Origin of the sequence: Streptomyces sp. SCL15-4, from assembly GCF_033366695.1 — a bacterium.
In the GTDB taxonomy this organism is placed as follows: Bacteria; Actinomycetota; Actinomycetes; order Streptomycetales; family Streptomycetaceae; genus Streptomyces.
In genome coordinates this window covers 7,928,363-7,954,092 of record NZ_JAOBTQ010000001.1, presented here as the reverse complement: position 1 = coordinate 7,954,092, position 25,730 = coordinate 7,928,363, and the positions used below count along the sequence as shown (strand labels likewise).

At 73.6% G+C, this 25,730-nt stretch carries 19 protein-coding genes; 4 read left to right on the top strand and 15 right to left on the bottom strand.

The features are described from left to right. Positions 1-25: 25 nt before the first annotated feature. The 3 genes from SCK26_RS35815 to SCK26_RS35805 all read right to left on the bottom strand — a co-directional run bounded on the left by SCK26_RS35815 (position 26) and on the right by SCK26_RS35805 (position 2,322). The gene (locus SCK26_RS35815; protein WP_318205544.1) at positions 26-589 is read right to left on the bottom strand and encodes a TetR/AcrR family transcriptional regulator; all 564 of its coding nucleotides are present in this window, start codon (positions 587-589) and stop codon (positions 26-28) included. 145 nt (positions 590-734) lie between these two features. Beyond that, positions 735-2,126, bottom strand: a complete 1,392-nt coding sequence (locus SCK26_RS35810) for an amidase (RefSeq protein ID WP_318205543.1) — start codon at positions 2,124-2,126, stop codon at positions 735-737. Then, a complete protein-coding gene (locus SCK26_RS35805; protein WP_318205542.1) occupies positions 2,113-2,322 on the bottom strand; it encodes a hypothetical protein in 210 nt (69 codons plus the stop codon). Before SCK26_RS35805 ends, SCK26_RS35810 begins: the two co-directional genes overlap by 14 nt. Before the next feature lie 136 nt (positions 2,323-2,458). Between SCK26_RS35805 and SCK26_RS35800 the strand changes: the two genes are divergently transcribed. Then, positions 2,459-3,379 carry an MBL fold metallo-hydrolase gene (locus tag SCK26_RS35800; RefSeq protein WP_318205541.1) on the top strand — a complete coding sequence of 307 codons (921 nt, stop codon included), beginning with the start codon at positions 2,459-2,461 and terminating at the stop codon, positions 3,377-3,379. Positions 3,380-3,497: 118 nt separating this feature from the next. Here the strand turns inward: SCK26_RS35800 and SCK26_RS35795 are convergent, their stop codons facing one another. Further along, positions 3,498-4,793: an MFS transporter gene (locus SCK26_RS35795; protein ID WP_318205540.1), complete on the bottom strand. Its 1,296-nt coding sequence runs from the start codon at positions 4,791-4,793 to the stop codon at positions 3,498-3,500. A 69-nt stretch (positions 4,794-4,862) separates the two neighbouring features. Between SCK26_RS35795 and SCK26_RS35790 the strand changes: the two genes are divergently transcribed. After that, positions 4,863-5,846, top strand: coding sequence for an ArsR/SmtB family transcription factor (locus SCK26_RS35790; protein ID WP_318205539.1), 984 nt, complete (start codon positions 4,863-4,865; stop codon positions 5,844-5,846). A gap of 384 nt (positions 5,847-6,230) precedes the next feature. Continuing rightward, positions 6,231-6,836 (top strand): dihydrofolate reductase family protein, encoded by a 606-nt coding sequence (locus SCK26_RS35785; protein ID WP_318205538.1) that lies wholly within the window; start codon positions 6,231-6,233, stop codon positions 6,834-6,836. Between the two features lie 375 nt (positions 6,837-7,211). On the opposite strand, the gene SCK26_RS35780 is transcribed toward SCK26_RS35785, so the two are convergent. Both SCK26_RS35780 and SCK26_RS35770 read right to left on the bottom strand, forming a co-directional pair. Beyond that, on the bottom strand, positions 7,212-7,754 hold the full coding sequence (locus SCK26_RS35780) for an MOSC domain-containing protein (RefSeq protein ID WP_318206164.1): 543 nt from the start codon (positions 7,752-7,754) through the stop codon (positions 7,212-7,214). 451 nt (positions 7,755-8,205) lie between these two features. Next, positions 8,206-10,080, bottom strand: a complete 1,875-nt coding sequence (locus SCK26_RS35770; protein WP_318205537.1) for an amidohydrolase — start codon at positions 10,078-10,080, stop codon at positions 8,206-8,208. A gap of 346 nt (positions 10,081-10,426) precedes the next feature. Between SCK26_RS35770 and SCK26_RS35765 the strand changes: the two genes are divergently transcribed. After that, positions 10,427-11,224, top strand: coding sequence for a class I SAM-dependent methyltransferase (locus tag SCK26_RS35765; protein WP_318205536.1), 798 nt, complete (start codon positions 10,427-10,429; stop codon positions 11,222-11,224). Positions 11,225-11,319: 95 nt separating this feature from the next. Here SCK26_RS35765 and SCK26_RS35760 read toward each other — a convergent pair whose 3' ends face one another. The 9 genes from SCK26_RS35760 to SCK26_RS35720 all read right to left on the bottom strand — a co-directional run bounded on the left by SCK26_RS35760 (position 11,320) and on the right by SCK26_RS35720 (position 25,222). Continuing rightward, on the bottom strand, positions 11,320-12,021 hold the full coding sequence (locus SCK26_RS35760) for an HAD-IA family hydrolase (protein WP_318205535.1): 702 nt from the start codon (positions 12,019-12,021) through the stop codon (positions 11,320-11,322). Further along, entirely contained in the window at positions 12,018-12,662 is a 645-nt protein-coding gene (locus SCK26_RS35755) for a transaldolase family protein (RefSeq protein ID WP_318205534.1), read from the bottom strand. The genes SCK26_RS35760 and SCK26_RS35755 overlap by 4 nt, the downstream gene beginning before the upstream one ends. Next, complete coding sequence (locus tag SCK26_RS35750; protein ID WP_318205533.1) at positions 12,659-14,677, bottom strand: thiamine pyrophosphate-binding protein; 2,019 nt, start codon at positions 14,675-14,677, stop codon at positions 12,659-12,661. The genes SCK26_RS35755 and SCK26_RS35750 overlap by 4 nt, the downstream gene beginning before the upstream one ends. A 61-nt stretch (positions 14,678-14,738) precedes the next feature. Beyond that, positions 14,739-16,019, bottom strand: coding sequence for a D-arabinono-1,4-lactone oxidase (locus SCK26_RS35745; RefSeq protein WP_318205532.1), 1,281 nt, complete (start codon positions 16,017-16,019; stop codon positions 14,739-14,741). Then, complete coding sequence (locus tag SCK26_RS35740; RefSeq protein ID WP_318205531.1) at positions 16,016-17,608, bottom strand: alpha-amylase family glycosyl hydrolase; 1,593 nt, start codon at positions 17,606-17,608, stop codon at positions 16,016-16,018. The genes SCK26_RS35745 and SCK26_RS35740 overlap by 4 nt, the downstream gene beginning before the upstream one ends. A 16-nt stretch (positions 17,609-17,624) precedes the next feature. Next, the gene (locus SCK26_RS35735; RefSeq protein ID WP_318205530.1) at positions 17,625-18,599 is read right to left on the bottom strand and encodes an aldo/keto reductase; all 975 of its coding nucleotides are present in this window, start codon (positions 18,597-18,599) and stop codon (positions 17,625-17,627) included. Next, on the bottom strand, positions 18,599-20,032 hold the full coding sequence (locus SCK26_RS35730) for a glycosyltransferase (RefSeq protein WP_318205529.1): 1,434 nt from the start codon (positions 20,030-20,032) through the stop codon (positions 18,599-18,601). Before SCK26_RS35730 ends, SCK26_RS35735 begins: the two co-directional genes overlap by 1 nt. Further along, positions 20,025-23,339, bottom strand: a complete 3,315-nt coding sequence (locus SCK26_RS35725) for a DUF4915 domain-containing protein (RefSeq protein WP_318205528.1) — start codon at positions 23,337-23,339, stop codon at positions 20,025-20,027. Before SCK26_RS35725 ends, SCK26_RS35730 begins: the two co-directional genes overlap by 8 nt. Then, complete coding sequence (locus SCK26_RS35720; RefSeq protein ID WP_318205527.1) at positions 23,336-25,222, bottom strand: class II aldolase/adducin family protein; 1,887 nt, start codon at positions 25,220-25,222, stop codon at positions 23,336-23,338. Before SCK26_RS35720 ends, SCK26_RS35725 begins: the two co-directional genes overlap by 4 nt. Positions 25,223-25,730: the final 508 nt, after the last annotated feature.

Below are 25,730 nucleotides of genomic sequence, written 5' to 3'. Positions count from 1 at the left end.
GCGCCTGCCGGCCGGGGCCGCTCGGTCAGTCGCGGTCCGGGCCGAGGACGCCGGTGACGAGGCGGCGCGCGTAGGAGGTGTCGAGCCCGTCCGGACGGAAGAGGATGCGGTACATCAGAGGGGCGACGACGTGGTCCATGACCGTCTCGACGCCGGGTGTGCGCTCACCGCGTCCGGCGGCGCGGGCGAGGATGACGTCGATCTGCGCGGCGGCGTAGGCGGAGCACTGGCCGGCGTTGCCGCCGTCCGGGTCGCCGAGCAGGGCGTCGCGGATGTAGGCGCGGCCGGCGGGGGAGGCCATGTCGTCGAGGAACTGCTCGGCCCACGCGGTCAGGTCGGACGACAGGGCACCGTGGTCCTCGGGCTCGGCGTCGGGTCGTAGACGCTCCACCGCGACATCCGACAGCAGTTCCTGGAGGTCCCCCCAGCGGCGGTAGATCGTCGACGGTGTCACGCCCGCGCGCTGGGCGACCAGGGGAACCGTCAGGGCGTCCCGGCCCACCTCCGACGCGAGTTCGCGTACGGCGGCGTGCACCGCCGCCTGGACGCGTGCGCTGCGCCCGCCGGGACGGACCATCTGCCTGCTCATGCGGCCATCTTAAGGCGAAATCATTGCGTCTGGTCGCTCCCGGTGGCTTTCCTCGGGCCCGGCCGGAGCGGCCGGGCCCGAGCAGGCGGGCCCGAGCAGGCGGGCCCGAGCAGGCGGGCCCGAGCAGGCGGGCTCGAGCAGGCGGTCAGACCGACGGAGCGAGGGTGGCCGTCGGCCGGGTCTGCTGGTAGGCGTGGCCGACTCGCAGCAGCACGCTCTCCCCGAGCGGCCTGCCGAGCAGCTGCATGCCGATCGGCAGGCCCGCCGCGTCCTGGGCGACCGGCACGGACAGGGCGGGCACTCCGGTGATGTTGGCGGGGGCCGACAGGCGTACGTAGGCGTCGGAAACGCCTTCCACGGTGCCGTCGGCCCAGGTGACCGTCTCCTGGCCGGCCTTGACGGCGGTCATCGGCACGGCGGGGGCGGCGATCACGTCGACCTCCCGCAGCATGCGCGCCCACTCCTGCCGCATGCGGGCGCGGGCGCGCTGGGCGCGCAAGTAGTCCCCGGCGGAGACCAGTTCGCCGGCCTCGAGGAGTACGCGGACGTCGGCCTGGTAGAGCTCGGGGACGGTGCGCAGGGTTCTCTCGTGGTAGGCGGTGGCCTCGGGCACCATCAGGCCCCACTGGGTGGCCCGGATGTAGCGGGCCATGGGGATCTCGACCGGGACGAGGCGTGCGCCGAGGGCCTGGAGCTGGTCGATCGCGTGCCGGACGGCGGCCTCCACCTCCACGTCGACGTGCTCGAAGTAGTAGGTGCGGGGCACGCCGACGCGCAGCCCCGTGAGGTCCGTGTCCGCGGCCGGCCGGTAGTCGGTGACCGGTGTGGTCAGGGAGGCGGGGTCGCGGGGGTCGTGTCCGGCGAGGGCGGTCAGGACCAGGGCGGCGTCCTCGACGGTGCGGGTGATCGGGCCGACGTGGTCCAGCGACCAGGACAGCGAGGTGACGCCGTGGCGGGGAACCAGGCCGTAGGTCGGTTTGAGACCGACCACTCCGTTCAGCGCGGCGGGCACCCGGATCGATCCGCCCGTGTCGGTGCCGAGGCCGAAAAGGGCGGTGCCCGCGGCGACGGCGACGGCGGATCCGCCGCTGGAGCCGCCGGCGATCCGGCCCGTGTCCCAGGCGTTGCCGGTCTGCGGAGTGGTCAGGCCGTAGGCGAACTCGTGGGTGTGGGTCTTGCCGACCAGGACCGCGCCGGCCGCCGACAGGCGGGCGGCGACCGTGCTGTCCGCTTGCGCGCGGTGGCCGGCCCTGACCCGGGAACTGGCCGAGGTCGGCGCGCCGGCGACGTCGATCAGGTCCTTGAGGCCCATGGGAATGCCGTGCAGCGGACCTCGGTAACGGCCGGCCGCGATGTCGTTCTCGGCTTCACGCGCGGCCCGGCGGGTGTGCTCGGCGACGACGGCGACGTACGCCCGGAGGCGCGGTTCCACCTGCTCGGCGCGCTCGAGGACGGAGTCCGCGAGTTCGACGGGAGACAGCCGCCGAGTTCGGACGGCGTCGGCCGCCGCGCTCACCGACAGTTCATACGGCCGCATCGTTCGTCTCCTGATCCGCGCGGTAGGCGAGGGCGGGCGGGATGTCGCCGAAGTCCAGTTCCCGCAGGACCGCGACGACGGAGTGGATGTGGTTGGCGGTGGCCGCCACGGCGGCGTGGCGTGCGGCGGCCAGCGGGAGCCCGGCGCGGGCGGCCCAGCGGGCCGCCTCGGGCGGGGTGAGGTCGGCGGAGGACATGGGTGTTCTCTCCTCGGATGGGGTGACGGGACGGGGACCCACACCCAAAAGCTAAACATTTGCGTTAGCTGGACTGTAGGGCCTACGGTGATTTAACGCAAACGAATTGCGTTTAGCTCCTCGGAACGGACCGATCATGACCACTCCCCCGACCTCCACTCCGTCCTGGACCGTGGGCGACGTCCGCGTCCACCGCGTCGACGAGGTTCTCCTGCCGCCCGCGACCGGACCGTGGCTGCTGCCCGGCGCCACCCCGGACGTCATCGCCGGACAGGACTGGCTACGCCCTCACTTCGCGGACGACGACGGCGTCCTGCGCCTTCACAGCCACAGCTTCGCCTTCGCCGTCGGCGGGCGGCGCGTCCTGGTGGACACCGGCATCGGCAACGGCAAGCAGCGGGCCAATCCCGCCTGGCACGACCTGGACACCGGCTACCTCGGGCGCCTGACGGCCGCCGGTTTCCCGCCGGAATCCGTCGACTTGGTGATCCTCACCCATCTGCACGCCGACCACGTCGGCTGGAACACACGGAAGGCGGACGGTGCCTGGGTTCCCACGTTCGCCAACGCCCGCTACGTCACCTCCCGCACCGAGCGGGAGTTCTGGGCCGGGTACGACATGGACGCACCGCGCGAGCAGATGTTCCGCGACTCCGTGATCCCGGTGGAGCGGGCGGGGCTGCTCGACCTCGTCGAGGTCCCGGCCGGGGGCGTCGAGATCGTCCCGGGCCTGCGCCTGATCCCGACCCCGGGACACACTCCCGGGCACCTCGCCGTCGAACTGAGCAGCCGCGGCCGGACGGCCCTGATCACCGGCGACTGCGTCCACCATCCCGTCCAGCTCGCCCACCCCGCCATCGGCGCCTGCGTCGACATCGACCCCGCACGCTCCGAAGCGTCCCGCCGCGCGCTCCTCGACTCGCTCGCCGGCACCGAGACCCTGCTCCTGGGCACCCACTTCGCACCGCCCACCGCCGGACACGTCGTCACCCACGAGGGCGGCTACCGGCTTTCACCCGTTCCCGCCGGCTCGCACCGAGCGCACGTCGGCGGCTGACCGCCAGGGGCGCCGCACGGCCGCCGTGCCGGTTGCCTCCGTCACCGGGACCGCCGGGACCGCCGTACGAGTGGTTGCCCCGAACTACCGGCCGGAGGACGGGGACTTGGCGGCGGCCTCACCGCGGTCCGGCGGCCGGGGCCGGGGCGGGGGCGGGCTGGTGCGATGTCGGTGGATGTGGCTGCGCGGCGGCTTGGGCCGTGCGGGTGTGCGCGCGGCGGGCCAGGGGGACGGACGAGGCCGCGAGCACCGCGTAGGCGAGGCCGATGACGAGCCAGCCGGTCTCGGCGAGGGAGGACAGGGCGAGGGTGACCAGGAGCGGGCCGCAGGAGCGGACGAGTTGGGTGCCCGTGCTCCAGGCGCCCTGGTACTCGCCGAGGCGGGCGGCGTCGGCCAGGTCGTAGGACAGGCCCCAGGATCCGGCCGACTGCAGCAGTTCGGTGAGGGTCAGCAGGGTGACGGCGGCGAACAGCGCGAGCGCGCCGGGCAGGGGGCCGAGCGTTCCGGTGGCGGCGAACACCGCGGACGCGGCCAGCAGGCAGTAGCCGCCGCGGCGCATCGCGCGGGCCGCCGAGCCCACGTCGGTGACGGTGTTCCCGACCCGCATCTGAAGGCCGATGGCGACCAGGACGTTGAGGAAGAGCAGCGCGGACGTGGTCCAGTCGGGTGCCCGGGTGTGGCCGGTGACCCACAGCGGCATGCCGACTTCCAGGAGTTCCATGTGCATGATGAGCACGCCGTTGAGCAGGGCGAGGGCGAGGTAGGGGCGGTCGCGCAGGACTCCGGCCCGCTTGCCCGGCGCCGGCCGCGGCCCGGTGGTGGCCGCACCGGCCGCGGCGGAGGGCGCCGGTGTCTCGGGCAGGCGCACCGCGACGAGCGCGACGATCAGCACGCTCACGGCGCCCGCGCCGATCAGGGCGCGGAAGGCCACAGGACTGTCCAGGGCGAGGGCCAGGCCGAGTGCGGGAGTGCTGAGCGTGGCGCCGATGTTGCGTACGACGCGGTTGAAGGCGAGCGTCCGCACGCGGTTCTCGGGTGTGGTGATGGTGCCGAGATAGGCCTGGCGGACGGGGGCGACCGCGCTCTCGGCGAGTCCGGCGAGGCAGGCGACGACGAGGAACGCCGCGTAGCCGTCGACGAGTTGGTAGGCGCCGAGGACCAGGGCGCGCAGCAGGCTGATGACGATCAGCAGCCTGCGGTGTCCGATCCGGTCGCCGAGGCGGCCGGCCGGCACGGCCGCGGCGAGCCCGACGAGCGCGGCCAGGGACAGGCCGCTGCCGACCTGTACCGCGCCCAGATGGGCGACCTTGGTGAAGAACAGCACGCCGCCCGCGAGCATGATGCCCGGGACCAGGGAGTCGAAGAACGTCACGGTGGCGTAGACCCGCAAGGGGCCGCGTGGAGGCAGGAACATGACGTCCAATGAAGCCGCCCTCGCCCGGCGGGCGACAGGGATTTAGGCTGGGCCTGAATCCTCGGACGGGTGCGGGAGGGGCTGGGGACGGTGATCGAGATCGAGCTGGGGGTGGACGACCTGGCCAGTGTCCGGTTCGCCGTCTCGCCGTTGCAGGAGACCTGCCACAGCCTGTGGGCGCTGCGCGATCCCGGCGACTTCCCGCTGCACATGCGGTGGATCAGGCTGGTCCGGGACCGACTGGCCGTGCTGGACGGCGAGTTGCTGGACGCCCTGGTCAGCGAACGGCGCTGGCTGCCGGACTTCATCACTCCCCGCCCCCGCACCCGTGTACCGGACATGGCCGAGGAGCTGGACATCCTCAGGCGCACCGATCCGGCCACCGTCCGCCGGGACATCGAGACCGCCTACCGCGACCAGCGCGTCCCACCGGTTCTGCGCGGTGACCCGGCCGTACTGCGCGACCGGATCGCCGACGCCCTGGAGGCGTACTGGCATCTGGCGCTGGAGCCGCACTGGCCGAGGATGCGCGGTGTGCTGGAGGCGGACATCCTGTACCGGGCGCAGCAGCTCGCCGACGGCGGGGCCGCGGCCCTCTTCGCCGGTCTGCACCCCAACGTCCACTGGGAGTCCGGGGTCTTGCGCCTGCATCCCATGGGCACGCACAGCCGGGTACCGGCCGGCGGCGGGCTCACCCTGTGCCCGACCCTGTTCGGCCGCAAGGCGACGGCCCCGATCGGCGAGGTGCCCCGCGTCGACTATCCGGCGCGCGGGGTGGCCACCCTGTGGGAGGCGGTGGCGGCGCCGCCCGCCGACGCGCTCGCCGCGCTGATCGGACGGCCGAAGGCAGCGCTCCTCGCCGCCCTCGACGCCCCGGATACCACCACATCACTGGCCCGCGTCCTCGGCGTCACCCCCAGCGCCGTCTCCCAGCACCTCGCCGTCCTCACCGCCTGCGGCCTCGTCACCCGTGCCCGAGCCGGACGAGCGGTGCTGTACGCACGCAGCGAACTCGGCGACCGGCTCGCCACGCGTCACCGGACAGCGCCCTAGTAGTGCTGTGACCACATCCTGGACGGGCCCACCGGACGGGGCGTCGGGGAACAGTCGGTCGAGTACGGCCGCGCAGAGCGGTGCCGGCGGCAGCCGGTCCACGCTCGAACCGCGGGTGATGTCATGGGTGTGCGGCAGGATCTCGGCGACACCCATCGCCGCGAAGTCCGTGGCGACGCCGCATTGCCGCAACGGTCCGAAGTGGACCTCGACCGGGTTGGCCCAGGACGCTCAGGTCGGGGTGAAAGACAGCTCGACCCGGTTCTTCTTCGCCCGGCGCCGGATCTGCTCGCCCGTGGGCTGGCAGGTTGCCGCGCTGCGGGAAGTCCCGCCGATGAGTTTCCGGCAGGTGTGCGGTCTACCCGTCGACGAAGGGAGCGCACCGTGCGCAAAATCATCGTTTGCACGTTCCTGACACTGGACGGTGTCATGCAGGCACCGGGCGGTCCCGACGAGGACGCTCGGAGCGGCTTCGAGTACGGCGGCTGGCAGAAGCCGGCGTCCGACGACGAGGTCGGCACGGTTGTCGCCGGCTGGTACGAGGTCTCCGACGCCATGCTGCTCGGCCGCAAGACGTACGAGATCTTCGCGTCGTACTGGCCGACCGCCGATCCCGACAACCCGTTCACCCATCGGATGAACAGCATGCACAAGTACGTGGCGTCTCGGACGCTGGCATCTGTCGAGTGGCAGAACTCCACGCTGCTGGGGGATGACGTCGTCGATGCCGTGCGCGAGCTGAAGGCATCCGACGGCGGCAACATCAACGTCGTGGGCAGTGGCGACCTCGTCCAGACCCTCATGCGGCACAGCCTCGTCGACGAATACCGGCTGACCGTCCATCCGGTGATCATCGGCACCGGCAAGCGGCTGTTCGCCGACGGAGCGATCCCCACCGCGCTGGAGCCGGTCAGCGTCTCGACGACGAAGGGCGGCACCATCGTCGGCGTCTACCGGCCGAACGGCAAGCCCGGCTACGACAGTTACTGATCGGTCTCGTTCGGACCACCGGGCGGAGCGGAGGAAGATGCCTGCGAGGCCGGACTCCGGCCGGGAGATGGTGGCTGTCCTCGGAGCGGATGGCGATGCGGCGCCGTTCTCGAGATGGCCGACGCACCGAAGGGCGACCCCTGGCGGCGGGTTCGTTCATGGCTGTCCCTCTGGGCTCCGTGCGCCGGGTTCCTTCTCGGTTCGTCGTGTGTGGCGTACGGTCCGGCAGGTCGAGCCTGACCGTCGGCCTCGGCGCACCCACCCACGTCGGGAACCCGGTGTCCCTGGACCCGGCACGGCATACCAGGACGTCACGGCCACCGGGCCCGCGCCACGGCCGGCACCTCGGCCGGGCCGTGACCGGACCGGGAGAGGTCAGACGCGGGTCAAGGGCCGGTGCGGGCCCTCGGGGAGTCGCGGTTCGATGGTGTCGCCGGGGCGCACCACGCCGCCTTCCCGCACGATGCTCATGATTCCGGCCTTGCGCACGACGTTCCCCGCCTCGTCGCGGCCGACGACCTGCTTCAGCAGTCCGGGCTGGAAGGCGTCGATCTGCGGGCAGGGGTTGCGGAGGCCGGTGACTTCGAGGACCGCGGTGTCGCCGATGCGCAGCAGTGTGCCGGTCGGCAGGGCGAGCAGGTCGATGCCGCGTGTGGTGACATTCTCGCCGAGTTGGCCGGGCGCCACCGCGAAGCCCCGTTCACCGACCTCGGCGAAGAGTTCTTCGTGGATGAGGTGGACCTGGCGGAGATTGGGCTGGGTGGGGTCCTGCGCGACGCGCGAGCGGTGCTTGACCGTCACGCCGGCGTGCACGTCCCCCTCCACACCGAGCCCGGCGAGCAGCGTGATGCTGTCCCGGTTCGGCTTGGTGAACGAGTACTCCCCGTTGCTGCTGACCGCCGTCACGAGTCCGCTCATGCCCCGCAACCCCCCTCTTCGGTGACCGTGAGGAGAAGAGCCTAACCCGCGTGGCCGTAAGGGCCGTGGAAGCGTCCGGGGCACCACGCATGCCCCGGACGGCCACGGCCTGGCTCGGTCCTTGGTCATGCGGCGGCCTGTGCCTACCGCGTCCTTTCCGCCGCCGTGGGCGGGCGGCGCGGCAGACGCGCGAGCAGTCCGCCGGCCGGGCCGGGCAAGGGGCGGCGCCGATCCCCCGTCCACGACCGGCAGACAGGTCTCGCCGCGTGCCCGGTCGCGCCGGAGTGCCAGGAGGACCCGCGCCCGGGTGACCGGGACCGCGCCGGCCTGGACCATGCGCTGGACGGCGTGCTCGTGGGCCCGCGGGCCGACGCCGCCGGACGCGCGAGCACGGGCAGCACGACGCGGACCTCGGTCCACAGGGCGGCCCGCGGCCGGCCCTCCCGCGGGGTCAGAGGAAGCAAGGATCGGAGAACATGCCCGATGTCTCCGGGGCCGGGCCGCGCCGGGCGCGCCAGAGGCGGTGCTGCTCCGACTCGGCGACGGCCTGGCCGAGGAGTTCGGCCTGGCGGGCACCGGTCAGGCCCGCACGGGGTGTCGCCTGGTAGCCGCCGAAGTGCGCCACCGGGCTCCACGCGGGGCTGACCGGCGGCAGTTCCTCGTCGAGGCCCTCGTACTCGCCGGTCGCGTAGACGATCCGGCCGCCGACGACCGTCAGCAGTGACTCGATGTGTGCGATGTCCGGCTCGGGCACGGTGAAGTAGTCCTCGGACAGGATGGCCAGGTCGCCGAGGAAGCCCGGGCGCAGTACGCCCTTGACGTCCTCCTCCCCGGTCAGCGTGGCGCCCGCACGGGTGAACATGGCCAGCGCGGTTTGACGGTCGACCCGGTTGTGCGGCGGGCGGACGGCGAGGTCGCCCACGGTGCGGCCGGTGATCAGCCAGTGCAGGGCGATCCACGGGTTGTAGGTGGAGACCCGGGTGGCGTCGGTACCGCCGCCGACGGTCAGGCCGCGGTCCAGCATGGCCCGGATCGGCGGGGCGTCCGCGGCGGCGCCGGGGCCGTAGCGCCGTACGAACGCCTCTCCCTGGAAAGACAGCCGGTTCTGCACGGACAGGGCGCCGCCGAGGGCGGCGATGCGGTCCAGGCTGTCCGCGGAGACGGTCTCGGCGTGGTCGAACAGCCACCGGTTGCCGGCCGGGAAGAGTCCTTCCGCGGCGAGCTTCTCGAACACCGCCAGGTCCCGCCGGATCGTCTCGTCGTAGGTGGCGTGCAGCCGGAAGCCCCAGCCGTTCTCCATGAGCAGGCGTACGGCCTTCTCGAACTGCGCCTCGTACGAGCCGAGTTCCGGTCGGGGCTGGGCGAAGTTCTCGAAGTCCGCGGCCGCCCAGGTCAGGTTCTCGCCCGCGCCGTTGAGGCGCAGCCATGCGTCCCCGTCCTCGGGGCGGACCATGCCGATCCAGCGGGCGAGATCGTCGATCTCCTGTCCGGCGGTCTGCGGGAACAGGTGATAGGCGATGCGCAGCGACAGCTGCCCGGCCTTCGCCAGTTCCATGACGGTGCCGTAGTTGTCGGGGAAGTTCTGGAAGCCGCCGGCCGCGTCGATCGCCGAGGTGAGGCCGAACCTGTTCAGTTCCCGCAGGAAGTGACGGGTGGAGGTCTTCTTGTCCTCTCCTTCCAGCACCGGGGCCTTGGCCAGGGTGGAGTAGAGGATGAGGGCGCTGGGGGCGGCCAGCAGCATGCCGGTGGGCTCGCCGTCCCGGCCCCGTACGATCTGGCCGCCCTTGGGGTCGGGGGTGGCCCGGGTGAATCCGGCGGCCTTGAGCGCGGCCCGGTTGAGCACGGCCGCCTGGTACAGGTGCAGGACGAACACCGGGGTGTCCGGTGCGGCGGCGTTCAGTTCGGCGACGGTCGGCAGCCGTCTTTCGGCGAACTGCTCGGCCGACCATCCGCCGACGACCCGCACCCACTGGCCCTTGGGGGTGCGCGCCGCCTGTTCGCGCAGCATCTCCAGGCCCTGGCGCAGGGTGGGGACGCCGTCCCAGCGCAACTCCAGTACGTAGTTCAGCCCGCCCCGGATGACGTGCAGGTGCGCGTCGTTGAGTCCGGGGACGACGCGGCGGCCCAGGGCGTCGACCACCTTGGTGTCCGGGCCGACGCAGGAGGCCACGTCGTTGTCGTCGCCGACGACCGTGATGACACCGTCGCGGATGGCCATCGCCCCGGCCTGCGGGTGGGCCGGGTCTCCGGTGTGGATCTTCGCGTTGCGGACGACCAGGTCGGCGGCGTTGTCGGTGGTGTGGGCGAGAAGCCCACCGACGGGCATCGTGGACACCTTGGGACAACCTCCTGCGGGATGAACGGAGTCGACGGCAGCGGCCATCGACGTCCGGTCCGGGTCGGTGGCAACGCACGGAAAGTCCCCGTACGTTGGTGCGCGGTCGCCGAGCCCGAATTGAACGGTCCGCGTTCCCGGCGCGTTCTCCGAGCGATCTCCGGACCCCTGCCCGGCGGCTCCCGGCTGCTGCGCCGCCAGGCTATTTCGCGGGAAACCGCCTCGGTGTCCCGGCAGCGCACCGGATACGTTCCGACAGTGCACCGCCTTCGCGCACCCGGTACGGGCCGGCTCCGGCCCACCGCCGCCGGAGCACAAGGCGCGGTAGCCTCGGGCCATGACCGGGATGTCGGTGACGCGCTTCTACGACGAACTGGCCGACGATTACCACCTGATCTACGCGGACTGGGACGCGAGCGTCCGTCGGCAGGGGGACGCTCTGGACGCCCTCGTCGGCCGGGAGCGGGCGACGGTGCTCGACTGCTCCTGTGGCATCGGCACGCAGGCCATCGGTCTGGCGCTGCACGGGCATCACGTCACCGGAACCGACCTCAGCCCGCGCGCCGCCGCCCGCGCCGCCCGTGAGGCCGGCCGTCACCACCTGTGCCTGCGCACGGCAGCCGCCGACATGCGGCGGCTGCCGTTTCCCGACGGCCGGTTCGACGCCGTCGTCTGCGCCGACAACTCGCTGCCCCATCTGCTGACGGAGCGGGACGTGCGGGCCGCTCTGGCCGAGATGCGCCGCGTGTTGCGTCCCGCCGGCCTCCTGCTGGTCAGCACGCGCCCCTACGACGACCTGCTGCGCGACCGCCCCACCTCGACGCCTCCCCGGGTCCACCGGACCGCCGACGGCGCCGGCCTTGGACGACGGGCCGTCACCTTCCAGCTCTGGCACTGGCACGACGACGGCGAACACTACGACCTGGAGCACTTCCAGCTTCTCCCGGCGGCCGGAGAATGGCGCGTGCGAACCCGCCGGACCACCTACTGGGCACTCGGCCACAACCGGCTCACCGGCCTCGCGGCCGAGGCCGGCTTCGTCGGCATCGGCTGGCGGATGCCTCAGGAGACAGGTTTCTTCCAGCCACTGCTCGTGGCCCGCGCCGGCGGACGACGGCTCCACCGACCGACTTGACGGCCGTGCCGTCGAACGCGGGAGGAGAGGCCCGGCGCCATGGCCGGCACGGGCCGGGCCCGCCTGACGGCGGGGCGGCCCGGCCGGCTCGGGGGTCAGGTGCCGGCCGGTGCCGATGCGGTGAGGACCAGGTGTCTCAGGTCGTCGATCACGGTGTCGGCCTCGCGCAGGTCATGGGCCGGGTGGGTGGTGGTGACCGCGGCCACCGTGCAGCCCGCGGCGCGGGCGGACCGGACGCCCGCCGGTGCGTCCTCCACCACCAGGCAGTCGGCCGGGTCGACGCCGAGCCGTTCGGCCGCCACCAGGTACGGTTCCGGGTCGGGCTTGCCGCGGGTGGTGTCGTGCGCGGACACCAGTGACGGTGGCAGGGGCAGGCCCGAACTGGTCAGGCGGTGGCGGGCGAGCAGCGGGGTGCAGGCGGTCACCACCGCCCACGGGCCCGCGCCCTGCAGCGCCGCGAGCAGTTCCGCCGCGCCGGGGATCGCCGTGCCGGGCCGGGGGTCGGTCTCCTGGACGTGCAGTTGGTGACGGGCCGACTCCCCGATCTCCTCCGGCGACCACGTGGGCCGTACCAGTCCGATCAGGTCGGTGGCCGTACGTCCGTGCAGCAGCCCGTCGAGTTCCGCGGGGTCGACGTCGTAGGCCAGGCACCAGGACCGCCACGCCCGCTCGATGGACTCCCCGGAGTCGACGAGCGTGCCGTCGAGGTCCAGCAGCACCGCCGCGTAGTCGCGGGCCAGCGCCGCCGGTGACAGGAGCCTGGTGCGGCGCGCCCGGGTGCGCTCCGGCGCGCTCACGAGGCGCTGCCGTACTGGGCGCGGAACTCCGCCTCGGCGGCGAGGGAGGAAGGGTGGCCGGTGAGGGCGAGCAGCACCGGCAGGGGCGCGGTGACCGCGTCCGCGCCCTGCCGCAGTACCTCCACCGCCTGCTGCGGGCTCTTGACGGAGGCCGCGACCACCGCCGGGCCCGGTCGGCGCGCGCGGACCGCCACCAGGTCGGCGACCAGGGAGTCGGAGACCTCCGGGTCCCGCAGTCCCCGGTCGTGGTAGGGGATCACCGCGCGGCAGTCCAGCGCGAGGGCCGTGACCATGACGGCGGCCGACTGTGCGGCGGTGAGGGCGACGGGAATGCCGCGCCGTACCAGGGCCGCGGCCAGGGTGGTTCCCTCCGGAGTCGCCATCGCCTTGATCACCACACGGTCCGGCGCGATGTCGTGGGCCTGTACGGCCTCCGCCTCCAGATCCGGTCCGTAGGCGCCGGTGGGCTGGTAGTAGGCCTCCGTGAGCCCCAGTCCGAGCAGGGCCGTGAGCTGTTCCAGGGGTTTGTCGGTGACGGCCCGCATCAGTTTCGGGTTGGTCGTCGCGCCTTGGACGAGGCCGAGTTCCAGCGCGCGGGCGACGTCCGTGACGTCCGCGCTGTCGACCAGCAGGACCCTCATACGGTCACCTTCCTCTGCGTCTCGAATCCCTGGGTCACCCAGATGCCCCGCCACGCGGCGGGCTCCGACGGCAGCCGCAGCTCCAGCAGGGACGGGCCGTCGGCCGCGGCGACCCGCTCCAGTTCCTCCGACAGCCGGGCGACCGCCGCGGACACCGCGGGCTGCGGGCCCCCGACCGGCACCTCCACCGCCGTGGCGGTCAGGCCCAGGGACCGGGCGAGACGACAGTAGTCGAAGTCGTCCACGTTGTGCAGGAACGGCCTGCGGCCCGAGCCGAACCAGTCCGGTCCGGACGCGGCGGCCTGCTTGGTCAGTGACACGGACCGGCCGTTGTTGCACACCAGGTAGGTGATCCGGGCCCGCTGCTGGACGGCCGCGACCAGGCCCTGGAAGGAGTTGGTGAACGCCTGGTCCCCCAGCGTGCACAGCACGTCGGCCGTCGGATCGGCCACGGCCAGGCCCGTCGCCAGCGGGATGCCGCCGCCGACGAAGCCGCCGTGGCCGCCGAAGACGCGCAGGCCCCGCGGGAAGCGGTCGTACCCCTCGGACAGCAGCCCGCCGAACATCTGGCTGTCGTCCACGAGGACCGGCTTGCGCCAGCCGGTCAGCAGGCCGGCGATCGCCGCGGTGATGTCCTGCCGGGCGCGTTCGACGTGGTCCGCGGCCGGCTCCGGGGTGAACCGGGCGGTCTCGGCGACCTCGGGGCCGTACCAGGGAGCGCGCCGCACCCCGCCCCGCTCCAGCAGCTCGGCCATCCGCAGCAGGGTGGCGCCCGGCTCGGCCCGTACCAGGAGGTCGCCGGGGCTGAGGTAGCCGTTCTTCAGGACCTTGGCGGGGTCGGTGTTCAGGGCGATCTTGGGGCAGTCGGGCAGCGGTCCGACGACGCGGGGGTAGATGTTGCGGTCCTCGACCGTCACCAGCAGGTCGCAGCGCTCCAGCAGTTCGTTGTGGGCGTCGCTGTAGGGGTTGAGCCAGCCCGCGAAGCCGGACACCTCCTCGGTGCGCAGCCGCTCGAAGAGCATCGGGCCGCGCCGGTAGCGGACCTGGAGCACCGGCGCCCCGAGCGCGCGCCCGACCTGGTCCAGGCCCGCGCGGACGCCCTCGAAGCGCAGGGCGTAGTCGTCGACGAGGATCACCGGCCGGTCCGCCGCGGCCAGGGCGCCGACCGCGGCCTTGACCTGGTCGGGGTCGGGCAGGGCACGGGCGGGCGCGGTGGGCGGGTCGGCCAGTGCCGATACCGGTATCCAGCGCTGCTCGGCGACGTCCTGGGGAATGCCGAACAGTACGGGCCGGTGCGGCGGCTGCTGCACCCTGCGGCAGGCCTCGCGCAGCCGCGCCACGAAGGCGGTCGCGGCGGCCCGGGCGGCGGCGGGCTCCTCCGGCACGGCCGGGGCCTGCCACCACCAGTCGGTGAACTCGCCGACGGCGGGCAGCAGGTTGTCCTCTCCGTGCGGCGGCAGGAAGGCCGCGGAGCCGGTGCTGGGCAGGCCCACCACGTAGACGGTGCCCAGTTCGTTGCGGCGGGCGTCGGCGACGGCTCCGGCGGCGTTGGTCAGGCCGCGGGCGCCGTGCAGGACGGCGGCGGCCAGTCCGGGACGGAGCATGCCGGCGCCGGCGGCCATGAACGCCGACTCCTTGTCGCCGCGCCCGTTGACCATCTCGATTCCCGTCGTGCGGTCGATCGCGTCGCACACGGCGAGTTCGCTGGTGCCGGGATAGCCGAACACGGTCCGGGTGCCGGCGGCGGCCAGCACCACGGCCACGGCCTCGGCGCCGGTGAGCGGGGGACACGCGTGGGTGAGGGCCTGTAACAGTTCCTCGGTGTGCGCGGGTCCCGTGCCCAGGGCCCCGGACAGCTCGTCGGCGGCGGCCTGGCGGCCCCGGGCCAGCAGGTGGCCCACCAGGCGCGGCAGGTCGTCCCCGGCCCGCCGCGCGATCTGGGCCGCGGTGCGCCGCGGGTCCTGGCGGTCGTAACGGGCCGGGTCGCGAAAGACGTCGTGATCTGTGGCGGACATCGATTCTCCGGTGGTGTGGGCCGCGGGGTGCGGGTGGGGGGTGAGCAGGGACGGATCGCCGTCAGGAGCCGTCCAGGACGCGCTCCAGGAAGGCGTTGCGGAACTTCCCCGACGGGTCGTAGTGGCGGGTCAGGGCGCGGAAGTCGGGCAGCCGCGGGTAGAGGGACCGCACGGCCGGCGGTGGCGTGGTGAAGATCTTGGCCCAGTGCGGGCGGGCGGCGTAGGGGGCCAGCTGCCGTTCGACGACGGACACCGCCTGAAGTACGGGCCGGGTGCGGGCGGTCCAGGTGAAGTGGATGCTCACGCTGTCGCGTCCGTGGCACGGGCTCATCCACAGCCCGTCGCCGGCGATGGTGCGCACCTCGCAGATCAGCAGCTCGGGGCTGATCTGCTCGCGCACCTCGTCCAGGGCGCGCAGCGCGGCGACCGCGTCAGCGCGGTCCACCATGTACTCGGACTGGAGTTCCTCGCCGACGCTGGGAGTCTGGTCGGGCCGGAAGTGCGGCAGCCGCTCGTGCCAGCTTCCGGCCAGCCCGAGCTGTTCGGTGCAGCAGTCCGGGGACAGGCCGGACACCGGGTGCCGGGGGCCGTCGGCCGGCCGCGCGGTGAACCAGGGGGCGGCCGGGACGGCCGGTTCGGGGTCGGTGGCGCGCCGGTTGATCCAGACCTGGGTCAGCCGGGGTCCGCGCCAGTCGGTGAACAGGCACACGCTGTAGGCGCAGGCGACCAGTTCCTCGAAGTGGTCGTCCAGTGCGTCCAGTTCGAGGTCTTCGTAGACGTGCTGGAGCATGTCGTACGCCGGTACGAGGTCCAGGGTCACGGCGGTGACGACGCCCAGGGCGCCGAGGTGGACCACGGCCCCGTCGAAGTGGTCGTCCGCGCCGCGGCGCAGCGTCACCAGGTCTCCGTCGGCGGTGACCAGTTCCATGCCGGAGACCTCGGTCGACAGGCATCCGTTGGCCACGCCCGAGCCGTGGGTGCCGGTGGCGCAGGCGCCGACGACGGAGATGTGCGGCAGCGATCCGAGGTTGCGCAGGGCGAATCCGCCGCTGTGCAGGTGGCGGGTCAGTTCGGCGTAGCGCACACCGGCCGGGACCCTGGCCGTGGCGGTGTCCGGGTCGATCTCCACGGTCTGGGGCAGGGCGTCCAGGGTGACCAGATCGCCCGGGGAGTCCGCCAGGTCGTTGAACGAGTGCGCGGTGCCGAGGGCCCGGATCCGGCGGCTGCGGGCCACCAGGGAGCGCAGCTCGTCCAGCGTGGACGGGGTGTGCACGGTGCCCGCTCCGAACGTGACGTTACCGGCCCAGTTGGTGCGCCGGGACACTCCGTGGGAGAGCGTCATGAGTCCCCCAGCCGTACGATCACGCCTTCGTCCGGGGCGAGCGTCAGCGGGCGCAGGGACGCCTGCCGCCCGGTCTCCCGGTCGGGCCGGGTGGACAGTTCGACCCGGCCCGACGGCGGCAGTCCGCCGGGCGCCACCGCGAGGGGCCGGTCGGTGAAGTTCAGTGCGACCAGCAGGCGTTCGCCGGGCGCGGAGCGCAGGTAGACGAACGCGTCCCCGGGCGCGTCCAGCGACCGGTACGTGCCGCGCCGCAGGGCCTGGGAGCCGCGCCGGTACCACACCAGCCGCCGGTACAGGTGCAGCAGCGACTCCGGTGAGCGCGCCTGCCGGGCCACGTTCACCTCCGCGAGGTCGGGGCCGGGCGGCAGCCAGGGCTCGCCGGTGGTGAAGCCGGTGCCGTCGGCGTCCCAGTGCATCGGCACCCGGGTGCCGTCGCGGCCGTCGACGTCCAGTTCGCGGCCGGCCGGGGGCGGGGCGTCGCGCATCCCGATCTCCTCGCCGTAGTAGACGCAGGGCACTCCGCGCAGCGTGAGCGTCATCATCGCCGCGACCCGGGCCCGCTCCGGGCTGCCGTAGCGGGTCACGGTGCGGGAGATGTCGTGGGTGGCCAGGGCGTAGGTCGGCAGCGCGTCGGGCCGCATGCGGCCGGCGAGCCCGTCGACCGTACGGCGGAACGCCTCGCCATGCCACGGCTGTTCCCAGTACGCCATGTGGAACGCGGTCTGCATGCCGTCCCCGCCGAAGTACTCCACCAGCCGCGCGTCGTCGCTGATCGGCACCTCGCCGAGCGCGAACCGGTCGCCGTACTCGCCGAGGGTGCGGCGCAGGTCGCGCAGGATGTCGTGGACCTCGGGCAGGTCCAGGTTGCGCTGGCGCACCGAGGGGTGGGAGACGTGCCGGCGGGCGTGCGCGACCTCGGGCGGGTTGTCGCGCAGCTCGGGGTCCTTCATCAGCCGGTGTGCCACGTCGATGCGGAAGCCGTCGACGCCGCGGTCCAGCCAGAAGCGCCACACCGCGCGCATCGCGTCCCGCACGCGGGGGTTGCGCCAGTTCAGGTCGGGCTGGCCCGGGGTGAAGCTGTGCAGGTAGTACTGGCCGGTGGCCTGGTCCAGGGTCCAGGCCGGGCCGCACCGCTCGAAGGCGCTGAGCCAGTTGTTGGGCGGTCCGCCGTCCGGTGCGGGGTCGGCCCAGATGTACCAGTCCCGCTTGGCGCTGGCGCGGTCGGAGCGGGACTCGGTGAACCAGGGGTGGGTGACGGCGGTGTGGTTCATCACCAGGTCGACGATCACGCGGATGCCCCGGGCGTGTGCCTGCTCGACCAGTTCGTCGAAGTCGGCCAGTGTGCCGAAGACCGGGTCGACGGCCTGGTGGTCGCTGATGTCGTAGCCGAAGTCCGCCTGGGGCGAGGGGTAGAAGGGGGACAGCCAGACGGCGTCGACGCCCAGCGAGCCGGGTGTGCCGTCGTTGAGGTGGTCGAGGTGTTTGACGATGCCGGGCAGGTCGCCGATGCCGTCGCCGTCGGAGTCGGCGAAGCTGCGGGGGTAGATCTGGTAGAGGACCGCGTCGCGCCACCACTCGTCGTGTGTCATCTCCGCCTCCCGGGCCCTAGACGTCCACGCCGGACATGTCCGGGTAGCGGTCGCCGGCCGCGCTGCCGGGCGGAGCGATCCGGTCGAGCAGCGCGAGTTCGTCCTCGGTCAGTTTCAGCGCGGCGGCGGCGACGTTCTCCTCCAGCCGGGCGCGGTTCTTGGTGCCGGGGATGGGCACGATGTCGTCGCCCCGGGCGAGCACCCACGCCAGTGCGAGCTGGGTGACGCTCACGTTGCGGCCGCGCGCCAGTTCCTCCACGCGTCGCACCAGGCGGGCGTTGTGCGACAGGTTGCCTGGCTGGAACCGGGGCAGCCCGCGGCGGAAGTCGTCCTCGCCGAGGGCGTCGACGGAGCCGAAGCGTCCGGTCAGCAACCCCCTGCCGAGCGGCGCGTAGGCGATGAACCCGATGCCCAACGAGCGCAGCACGGTCAGCAGTTCCCGCTCGGGGTCGCGGCTGACCAGCGAGTACTCGGTCTGCACGGCACACACCGGATGCACCGCGTGGGCCCGGCGCACGGTTTCCGGCGACGCCTCCGACACGGCCAGGTGGCGCACCTTGCCCTCGCGGACGAGTTCCGCCATGGCGCCCCAGGTCTCCTCGATGGGTACGCCGCGGTCGACCCGGTGCTGGCAGTAGATGTCGATGACGTCGGTGCCGAGCCGGCGCAGCGATCCCTCGCACGAGGAACGCACGTACTCCGGGCGGCCGTTGACGCCGATCACCCGGCCGTCGGGGCCCTTGACGTTGCCGAACTTCGTGGCGATCAGGACGCGGTCGCGCCGGTCCCGCACGGCCCGGCCGATGAGTTCCTCGTTGGTGTACGGGCCGTACATGTCGGCGGTGTCGAGCAGGGTCACGCCCAGGTCGATGGCGCGGTGGATCGTGCGTACGGACTCGTCGTCGTCCCAGGCGCCGTAGAACTGGGACATGCCCATGCAGCCCAGTCCGATGTCGGAGGTGGCCGGTCCGTTGTGTCCCAGCGTGCGCATCACGCCTCCCCGGTGAGCACGATGTCCTCGAACAGGCGGGCCCAGTCCAGCAGGTGCCGGTCGGGCAGGAAGCAGGCGTCGACCCGCCGGCGTGCGGCGGTGCCCAGGCGTGCGGCCAGGCCGGGGTCGCCGAGCAGTCGCCGGATCGCCTCGGCGGCGGCGCCGATGTCGGTGGGGTCGGGCAGCAGCAGGCCGTGCTCGCCGTCCGTCACCTGCTCCCGCAGTCCCGCGACGTCGCTGGCGACGAGCGGGCGGGACTTCCACATGGCCTCGGTCGCGGTGAGTCCGAAGCCCTCGGCGAGGCTCTTCTGGACCACCACGCTCGCGTGCTGCTGGATGGCGTTGACCAGCAGCGCGTTCTCCCGCAGGTCGGCCATGGGCAGGCAGACCAGCTGGACCCGGCCGCGCCACCGCGAGGGCAGCGCCTCCCACGCGCGGCGGCAGGAGTCGAAGATCAGCGCGGCCTCCGGGTCGTCGCAGACGCCCGTGACGTCGGCGCCGACCAGCGACAGGTACGCGTCCGGGCGGTCCGCCTCGACGAACGCCCTGAGCACTCCGGTCATGTCCTTCAGCCGGTCCCAGCGGGAGACCTGGACGACCATGGGCACCGAGGCGGGCGGTGGCGGCCCCTGCCGCAGCACCACCGCGGGCCGGCGGACGGTGACCGGCGGCCCCACGGGCGCCGGCACGGTCAGCGGCAGCGTGGCGTCGGCGGCCGTGCCGGTGCCGGGGGCGATGATGCCGGCGGCGGACAGGAGCGAGAGGGTGCCGGCGGCGTCGAGCGGCATGTTCTTGGGGGCGCACGGGTCGATGGACGGCGGAATGACCCGGGGCGAGGGGGCCCAGTCGGTGACGTAGCGGGCGGTGAGGAACACGGTGGCGTCCGCACGTTCCACGAAGGGGCGGACGAATCGCTGTCCTTCGCGGGTGTGCTGGTTCGGGTTGTCGGCGCCGACGTGGCTGCGCCACACCACCGTCGCCCCGCGCTCCTTGGCGGCGGGGATGACCCCGGCGGGCTGTGACTCGTGCACGATCACGATGTCGCCGGGACGCACGTACTCGGTGAGCCGGGCGGCGTTCTCGGCGTTGACCCGCCGGTAGTGGTCCGACTCCGCCGGGCCCAGCGCCCCGTCGTCGCCCCGCGCGCCGTACAGCCGGGTGCACAGGCGTTTGGTGATGTCCCAGAACTCCGTGTCGCCCTCGATCACCAGCCAGCGTGTGTCGATGCCCAGCTCCCGGGACAGCGGGACCAGGGAGTGCAGCAGCTCGGCGACCCCGCCGCCCGCTCCGGTGGAGTTCACGTTCCAGACCGTGCGGCCGTCGAGCAGTTTCCTCGTCCGGTCGGCGGCCGTGCGCAGTTGTTCCGCGCGGTCCCGGCCGAGCGCGTCCAGATAGGGGGCGAGGGTCGTCGGTCCGATCGGCACTTCACGCATGGGGCGCTCCCAATGTCACGGGGGCGGGCCCGGGGACCTGCCCGTTCTCCTCGCCGGTCCGGGAGGCCGGCGGCTGTCCGGTGGGGTGCCGCGGCTCCGGCACGAGGAGTTCCACCAGTGCCGGTCCGGGCCGGGTGATCGCGGCCGCCAGTGTCCGGCGCAGCTCCTCCTCCGTCGCTCCGTCTCCTTCGCCGCGGGTACGGCCGCCCGGTCCGGTCCGCCGGGTGTGTACGCCCAGCGCGGCGGCGGCCTGGACGCAGCCGAGGCCGCCGGGTGCGCCGGTGCGGGTCTCGGCGGCGGCGCACACCAGGAACGTCACCGGGGCCGACTCCCCGACGGCCGCGGCCACATGCCGCAGTCCCCCGGTGAACGCCTCGGGGCTCACGCAGCACAGCACCCGCGCCGACGGCTCGGCCAGCGCCAGGCCGACGGCCCGCGCGACGCCGCCCGCGGTACGCGCTCCGAGCAGCCCCTCCTCGTCGAGCACCAGGACTCCTCCCCCGGCCCGTGCCACGGCACCTGCGACGGCGGCGGCGACGGCGGCCGTCGTTCCGGGAGCGGGTGGAGCGGGGTCGGCGAACCGGGACCCGGTGTCGACGCCCTGTTCCGGTGCCGAGCCGACGGTGTCCGGCGCGGTGGCGGCGGTGTGGGGCGCGCTGATCGTGTGGCCGCGGGCCAGGGTGTCCAGGGCCGTGGCCGGGTCGGTGACCGCGATCGCCTCCCACGGTCCGGTGCGGGCGTGCTCGCGGGCCGTGGTGGGGTCGAGGGTCAGCAGCACCCGGCGGCCCCGCTCCGGTTCCGCGGCGGTGCCCGTGCGTGTGCCGCCGTCCCCGAGAGCGAGGATCAGGTCAGCTTCCCGTACCGCCTCACGGTGGGCGGGGGACGCGGGATCGAGGCGTGCGGGACTGTCCGGTTCCGCCTTGGCCGGACCCCACGGCTGTCCGACGCGCAGGACCGTGGCGCCGGTGCGGTGGGCGAAGGCGTCCAGCGCGGCACCGGCGCCCCGGACCGCCGCCATGCGGTCGTCGGCGAGCACCACCAGCCGGTCCGCCGTCAGCAGCGCGCCCTCCAGTGACCGCAGCGGTCCCGGGACACCCGGCGCCGGTACGGCGGCGAGCGCCGCGCGCAGCGCGGACAGCGGCACCCATGCCGTGCGCAGCGCCTGGGACGGCAGCGTGAGCAGGACGGGGCCGTGCGGAGGGTCCAGCACGTCCCGGACCGTCTCCCGCAGTGCCGCGACGAAGCCGTCCACGGCGACGCCACGTTCCCGGGGTTCCCCGGGCACCGCCGCGCAGGCGTGCCGGGCACCGCCCAGCCTCCCGGCCAGGCGGACGAGTTCGCCGTCCGCGTCGGCCGCTTCCGGCAGTTCGGCCAGGACGAACACCCCGGTGCCGTCCCGGCGCAGGTCCTCCAGCGTGCCGAGCCCGTCCGCCAGGCCGCGGGACGACCGCAGGAGGGCGGCTCCCCGGCCGGGACAGGACAGGCCGGCTCCCGCCGCCCGGAGCAGGCAGTCCCGGCCCTCGTCGGCCGCGACGAACCGGCCGAGCGCGGCGAACGCGTCGCGCAGCGGCGATCCGTCGGTGTCCGCGCCGAAGACGGCCATGACGCCCGCCCGCCGCAGCGCCAGGGCCACCGCCTCGGCGCCGGTGAGCAGCACGTGGTCCGGGTCGGGCAGGACGGTGCCGAGGGTGTGTTCCAGGGCGTCCGGCGAGCACTCCAGGACGTCGGCGACGGCCGAGGCGAACGCCGGCCGGCCCAGGTCCGCGACCAGCCCGGCGGCCAGGCCGTCCGGAGTGCCCGGCGGGCGGGTGAGCAGCGTCCGCACCATGTCCGCCACGAAGGGGCCCGCCGCGCGGGCGGCCCGCACCCGCGCGGCGCCGATCGCGAACGGGGCGAGCGCCGTGGGCCCGGTGTCCGCGGCCGTCACCCGGACCGGCAGGTCCAGCGCGCCCGAGGCGTCGGTCTCGTCGAACGGCGGGTGGCCGTCCTGGGCCAGCGTGAGGCGCAGCACATAGCGGCCGGGCTCGGCGGGCACCCGGGCCCGTACGAGCACCCGGGCGGTGTCGTCCGGCGGCAGCGAGCGCGGCAGTTCGGCCCTGATGGGCTTCCTGCCCGTGGTCACGACCGCGCCGTCGGAGTCGTACCAGCGGTGCACCACGCGCACGGGATGGGGCGGCGCCGGGGTCAGCAGTTCCGTGCCCTCGTTGCGGACCAGGCACTCCAGGGTCAGCAGGGCGCCGGGTTCGGCCCGGGTCTCCCCGGCGGACGGCTCGGCCGGGCGGAGAGTGGCACGGCGGCCGGACTCGGGCAGCGGGTCGCCGATGGCCCACAGCCGCGCGGGGCGCCGGCCGAGCCGTTCGAACAGGCCGCGTTGCCCCTGCTCGTGCGTCCTGGTGCGGTTCGCGCCGAATCCGCGCCGGGCCGCGGCCACCAGGGCCGTCGGCGCCAGGCCGAGGGCGTACACCTCGCGCGCGGGCAGGTCGACCAGTGCGGCCAGGCTCCAGTCGGCCCGGTCGACCGCGGCGACCGCCGCCGTCTCCACCGAGGACGCGGCGTGCCGGTGCGGGCTCAGCCCGACGAAGACGTACCGGTCGGTGACGGCCAGTCCGCGGGGCCAGCCGGGCAGCGCGAGCCGGCGGGTCACCTTCCGGGTGGCGTCGGCGATCTCCAGCAGCTCGCCGGACGCCGAGTCGCAGACGAGCCAGGTGCCGTCGGCGTACCAGGGGTTGTGAGGGGCGCGCAGTCCCTCCAGCAGCGGCTCCCCGGTGTCCAGTGCGACCACCCGGCCGCTGGCGGGCTTGCCGTTCTCGTCCCAGCCCCGGCGCCGCAGGAACGGGCCGAACCCGCACACCGCGACCCGTTCGCCGTAGCGGGCCAGGCTGTTGAGGTGCCAGCTGTCGGTCTCGCCCGGCGCCCGCCAGCGCCACAGGGTGGCGCCGTCGGGTGCCACGCACCGCACCTCGTTCTGCGTGGTGGCCGCGACCAGGACCCGTCCCTCCGAGACGAGGATGTCGTGCGGGGTGGAGACGTCGTCCAGCCGGTGGTAGCGCAGGACGCCGGTCGTGTCGTACACCACCAGTTCGGCCGGGCTGCCCTCGGCGCTCCACAGGCACCGGTAGAGCAGCCCGTCGGCCAGGTCGAGGCCGGTGCTGGACACGCGGTCGATCTCGGTGACGGTGTGGTCCACGGCGAACAGCCCGCCGCCGATGGTGTGGTGGGCGTCGAAGCAGGAGGCCAGCAGTTGCCGGCCGGGCGGCAGCAGACCGGCCAGGGAGGCGGGCCGCACCGTGTTCCGGGGGCCGGTCATGAAGCCTCCGCCCCGGTCGTCGTCGCGGCCGGTTCCAGGACGGTGCCGCGCCAGGCGCCGGCCGCGGGTCCGGTGAAGAAGAGGGTGGCCGCCAGCAGGGCGTCCTCGGAGGCGTCCGTCATGGCGTGGACGGACACGCCGTGGCGCAGGCATTCCGGTGTCAGGTTGGTGAGCTGTGACCGCAGGTCCCCGGCGGTCCGGCCCGGCCCCGCCAGCAGGATCGAGCCGCCCAGTCCCTGGCGGGCCAGCACGGACAGCGCCTCCGGGGCGGTGTGCCCGGAGTCGGTGGCGTCGACGAGCACGTCGAAGCCGCCGTAGGCCAGTACCGCCCGGCGGACCGCATCCCGGGGGTCCGCGCCGGCGGGCGTCAGCGCCACCGCGCGGCGCTCACCGTGGTGGCGGACGATCCGGTCGGCGGCCTCGGTGACCCGGGCCGGGTCGTCGCCCGCGAGCGCCACGTGCGCGTCCTCGGCCGCCAGCAGGGCGGCGAGGGCGGCGGTGCGGTCGTCGTCGACGCCGGTCAGCAGGACGACGCGGCCGGCCAGCGGTCCGTCGGAGGAGCGGAGCTGGGGCTTGAAGCGCATCAGGGGCCAGTACTCGTCGGCCGCTCCCTGGGCCTCGCTCAGCGAGGTGTAGCCGCCCGCCGCGTCGGCCGCGCGCACCACCGTCATGGTCTGCCCGAAGTGGTCCGCGCACAGCCTGGCCTTCGCCGCGTCGCTGCCGCTGGTCACCACGCCGATGCCGGGCAGCACGATCGCCCGGGGGGCGTCGCTGCGCCGGCCGAGCGCCCGGCCGGCCTCGGTGATGTGGTGTTCGTAGTAGCCGTCGTACCACTTGCGGTGGTGTGCGACGCCCTCCAGCACGGCGCGGACGGCTTCGTCCACGGCGTCGGGAGTGAGGGGTTGTGCCGTGTGTCCGGGCGGGAGCAGCGGGCCGAGCACCAGCGGGCGGTATCCCACGGTGACCAGGTGGTCGGGGCAGGCGGGGCCGGCCTGGCTGAGCGCGGGACCGCGTGCCGAGGAGCTGAAGGCCACCGCTTCGGGGGTGCGGTCGGCGTGCAGCACGAGGCCGGGTGTTCCGGCGGACAGCGCGCCGCGCAGCGGCGGGAGGATCGCGGCGAGCAGTTCGGTCGCCGTCTCCCGCGGCGGCGCCTCGACGGCGGTGCCGCCGAGGTCGGGTGTCCGGTGGATCGCCCGGTCCAGGGCGCTGGTGGCGCGGGCGACGGCCTCCAGCGAGTTGAGGTAGCACTCCTCGCTGGTGTCGGCCCAGGTGAACAGGCCGTGGTTGGCCAGGAGGACGAACCGGCAGCCCGGCTGCGCGTCGATGCGGTCGGCGAGTTCGCGGGCGACGCCGATGTCGAACTGCCGGTAGTCGAACCAGATCGCCTCGTCGCCGAACTCCTCCTCGGCGAGCCGGCGTCCGTCGGGAATGGAGGTGAGCGTGATGACGGCGTCGGGGTGGCAGTGGTCGACGTGCCGGGCCCGGATGAAGGCGTGGGTGAGGGTCTCTATGCCGGGACGGGGCTGTTCGCCGCGCAGACCGCAGGCCAGGACGCGGTCGATCATCTCGCTCTCTTCCAGCGGGCCGCAGTCGCGCAGGGCCCGCAGGTCGTCCAGGCGCAGTGCCGGGAAGTCGTCTGCGGTCGTGGTGGCGCCGTCGCAGCCCCAGGCGCTCATCCACAGCACATCGGTCGGCCTGCCGAGGTGGTCGGGTGCAATGCCCTTGGCCGAGAAGTTGCCGCCGCCCTCCTTCGTCAGCGCCGGGTCGGCGCCGACGAGGTGGGCGCGGAACAGCACCTCGTCTCTGCCCGTCAGACCCTGGGCCGCCGCCCGGTCCCACCGGTGTGCCGGATTCGGTAACAGTGACGCAGCAATCCCACTCATGACCTTCGTTCCTCGACTCGCGGGCGGGTGCACGGCGGATCAATGAAAAAAGATGACAACGCTGGAGACGGTCCGTCATGGGTGCCGAAGGTGCGACGGACGCCTCCGTCTTCACCGAAAATCCCGGAAACCGGGACTACGGGTCACGGCACACGACGATTTACCGGGGTGCGTTCTGATCCCCTTGGACGTGTTCTCAGGCTAACCCGGGGTCAAACCCCCGCAACACAAGGTCTTTGACAGGACGACGATTCCGCCAAGCTGACCGGACCACAACCCGGCGATCGATCTTGAAAAGCAGTGCGGTTATTTATCCGTTCAACGAGGAAATCCGCTCTGCCCGTTACCGCGAGATGATCGATCCACGCGGTCCGCGACGGATCCGTGATATGTCCGAAACCACTCTCCCGTGGTTCCTCGCCCGTCTTCCGCGTGCCTAACCTGCGAGAGGCACGTGTCCCCCGCAGGCCGTCGGCCGCCGGCACGAAGCCCCACCCTGCTCAGTTCA

Bases quoted from the DNA above. Each gene is read 5' to 3' on its own strand.
- SCK26_RS35720 (WP_318205527.1), bottom strand. From the start codon at position 25,222: ATGAGTGGGATTGCTGCGTCACTGTTACCGAATCCGGCACACCGGTGG.
- SCK26_RS35805 (WP_318205542.1), bottom strand. From the start codon at position 2,322: ATGTCCTCCGCCGACCTCACCCCGCCCGAGGCGGCCCGCTGGGCCGCC.
- SCK26_RS35740 (WP_318205531.1), bottom strand. From the start codon at position 17,608: ATGACACACGACGAGTGGTGGCGCGACGCGGTCCTCTACCAGATCTAC.
- SCK26_RS35765 (WP_318205536.1), top strand. From the start codon at position 10,427: ATGACCGGGATGTCGGTGACGCGCTTCTACGACGAACTGGCCGACGAT.
- SCK26_RS35815 (WP_318205544.1), bottom strand. From the start codon at position 589: ATGAGCAGGCAGATGGTCCGTCCCGGCGGGCGCAGCGCACGCGTCCAG.
- SCK26_RS35800 (WP_318205541.1), top strand. From the start codon at position 2,459: ATGACCACTCCCCCGACCTCCACTCCGTCCTGGACCGTGGGCGACGTC.
- SCK26_RS35730 (WP_318205529.1), bottom strand. From the start codon at position 20,032: ATGCGTGAAGTGCCGATCGGACCGACGACCCTCGCCCCCTATCTGGAC.
- SCK26_RS35795 (WP_318205540.1), bottom strand. From the start codon at position 4,793: ATGTTCCTGCCTCCACGCGGCCCCTTGCGGGTCTACGCCACCGTGACG.
- SCK26_RS35780 (WP_318206164.1), bottom strand. From the start codon at position 7,754: ATGAGCGGACTCGTGACGGCGGTCAGCAGCAACGGGGAGTACTCGTTC.
- SCK26_RS35745 (WP_318205532.1), bottom strand. From the start codon at position 16,019: ATGACGCTCTCCCACGGAGTGTCCCGGCGCACCAACTGGGCCGGTAAC.
- SCK26_RS35755 (WP_318205534.1), bottom strand. From the start codon at position 12,662: ATGAGGGTCCTGCTGGTCGACAGCGCGGACGTCACGGACGTCGCCCGC.
- SCK26_RS35735 (WP_318205530.1), bottom strand. From the start codon at position 18,599: ATGCGCACGCTGGGACACAACGGACCGGCCACCTCCGACATCGGACTG.
- SCK26_RS35810 (WP_318205543.1), bottom strand. From the start codon at position 2,126: ATGCGGCCGTATGAACTGTCGGTGAGCGCGGCGGCCGACGCCGTCCGA.
- SCK26_RS35770 (WP_318205537.1), bottom strand. From the start codon at position 10,080: ATGCCCGTCGGTGGGCTTCTCGCCCACACCACCGACAACGCCGCCGAC.
- SCK26_RS35725 (WP_318205528.1), bottom strand. From the start codon at position 23,339: ATGACCGGCCCCCGGAACACGGTGCGGCCCGCCTCCCTGGCCGGTCTG.
- SCK26_RS35750 (WP_318205533.1), bottom strand. From the start codon at position 14,677: ATGTCCGCCACAGATCACGACGTCTTTCGCGACCCGGCCCGTTACGAC.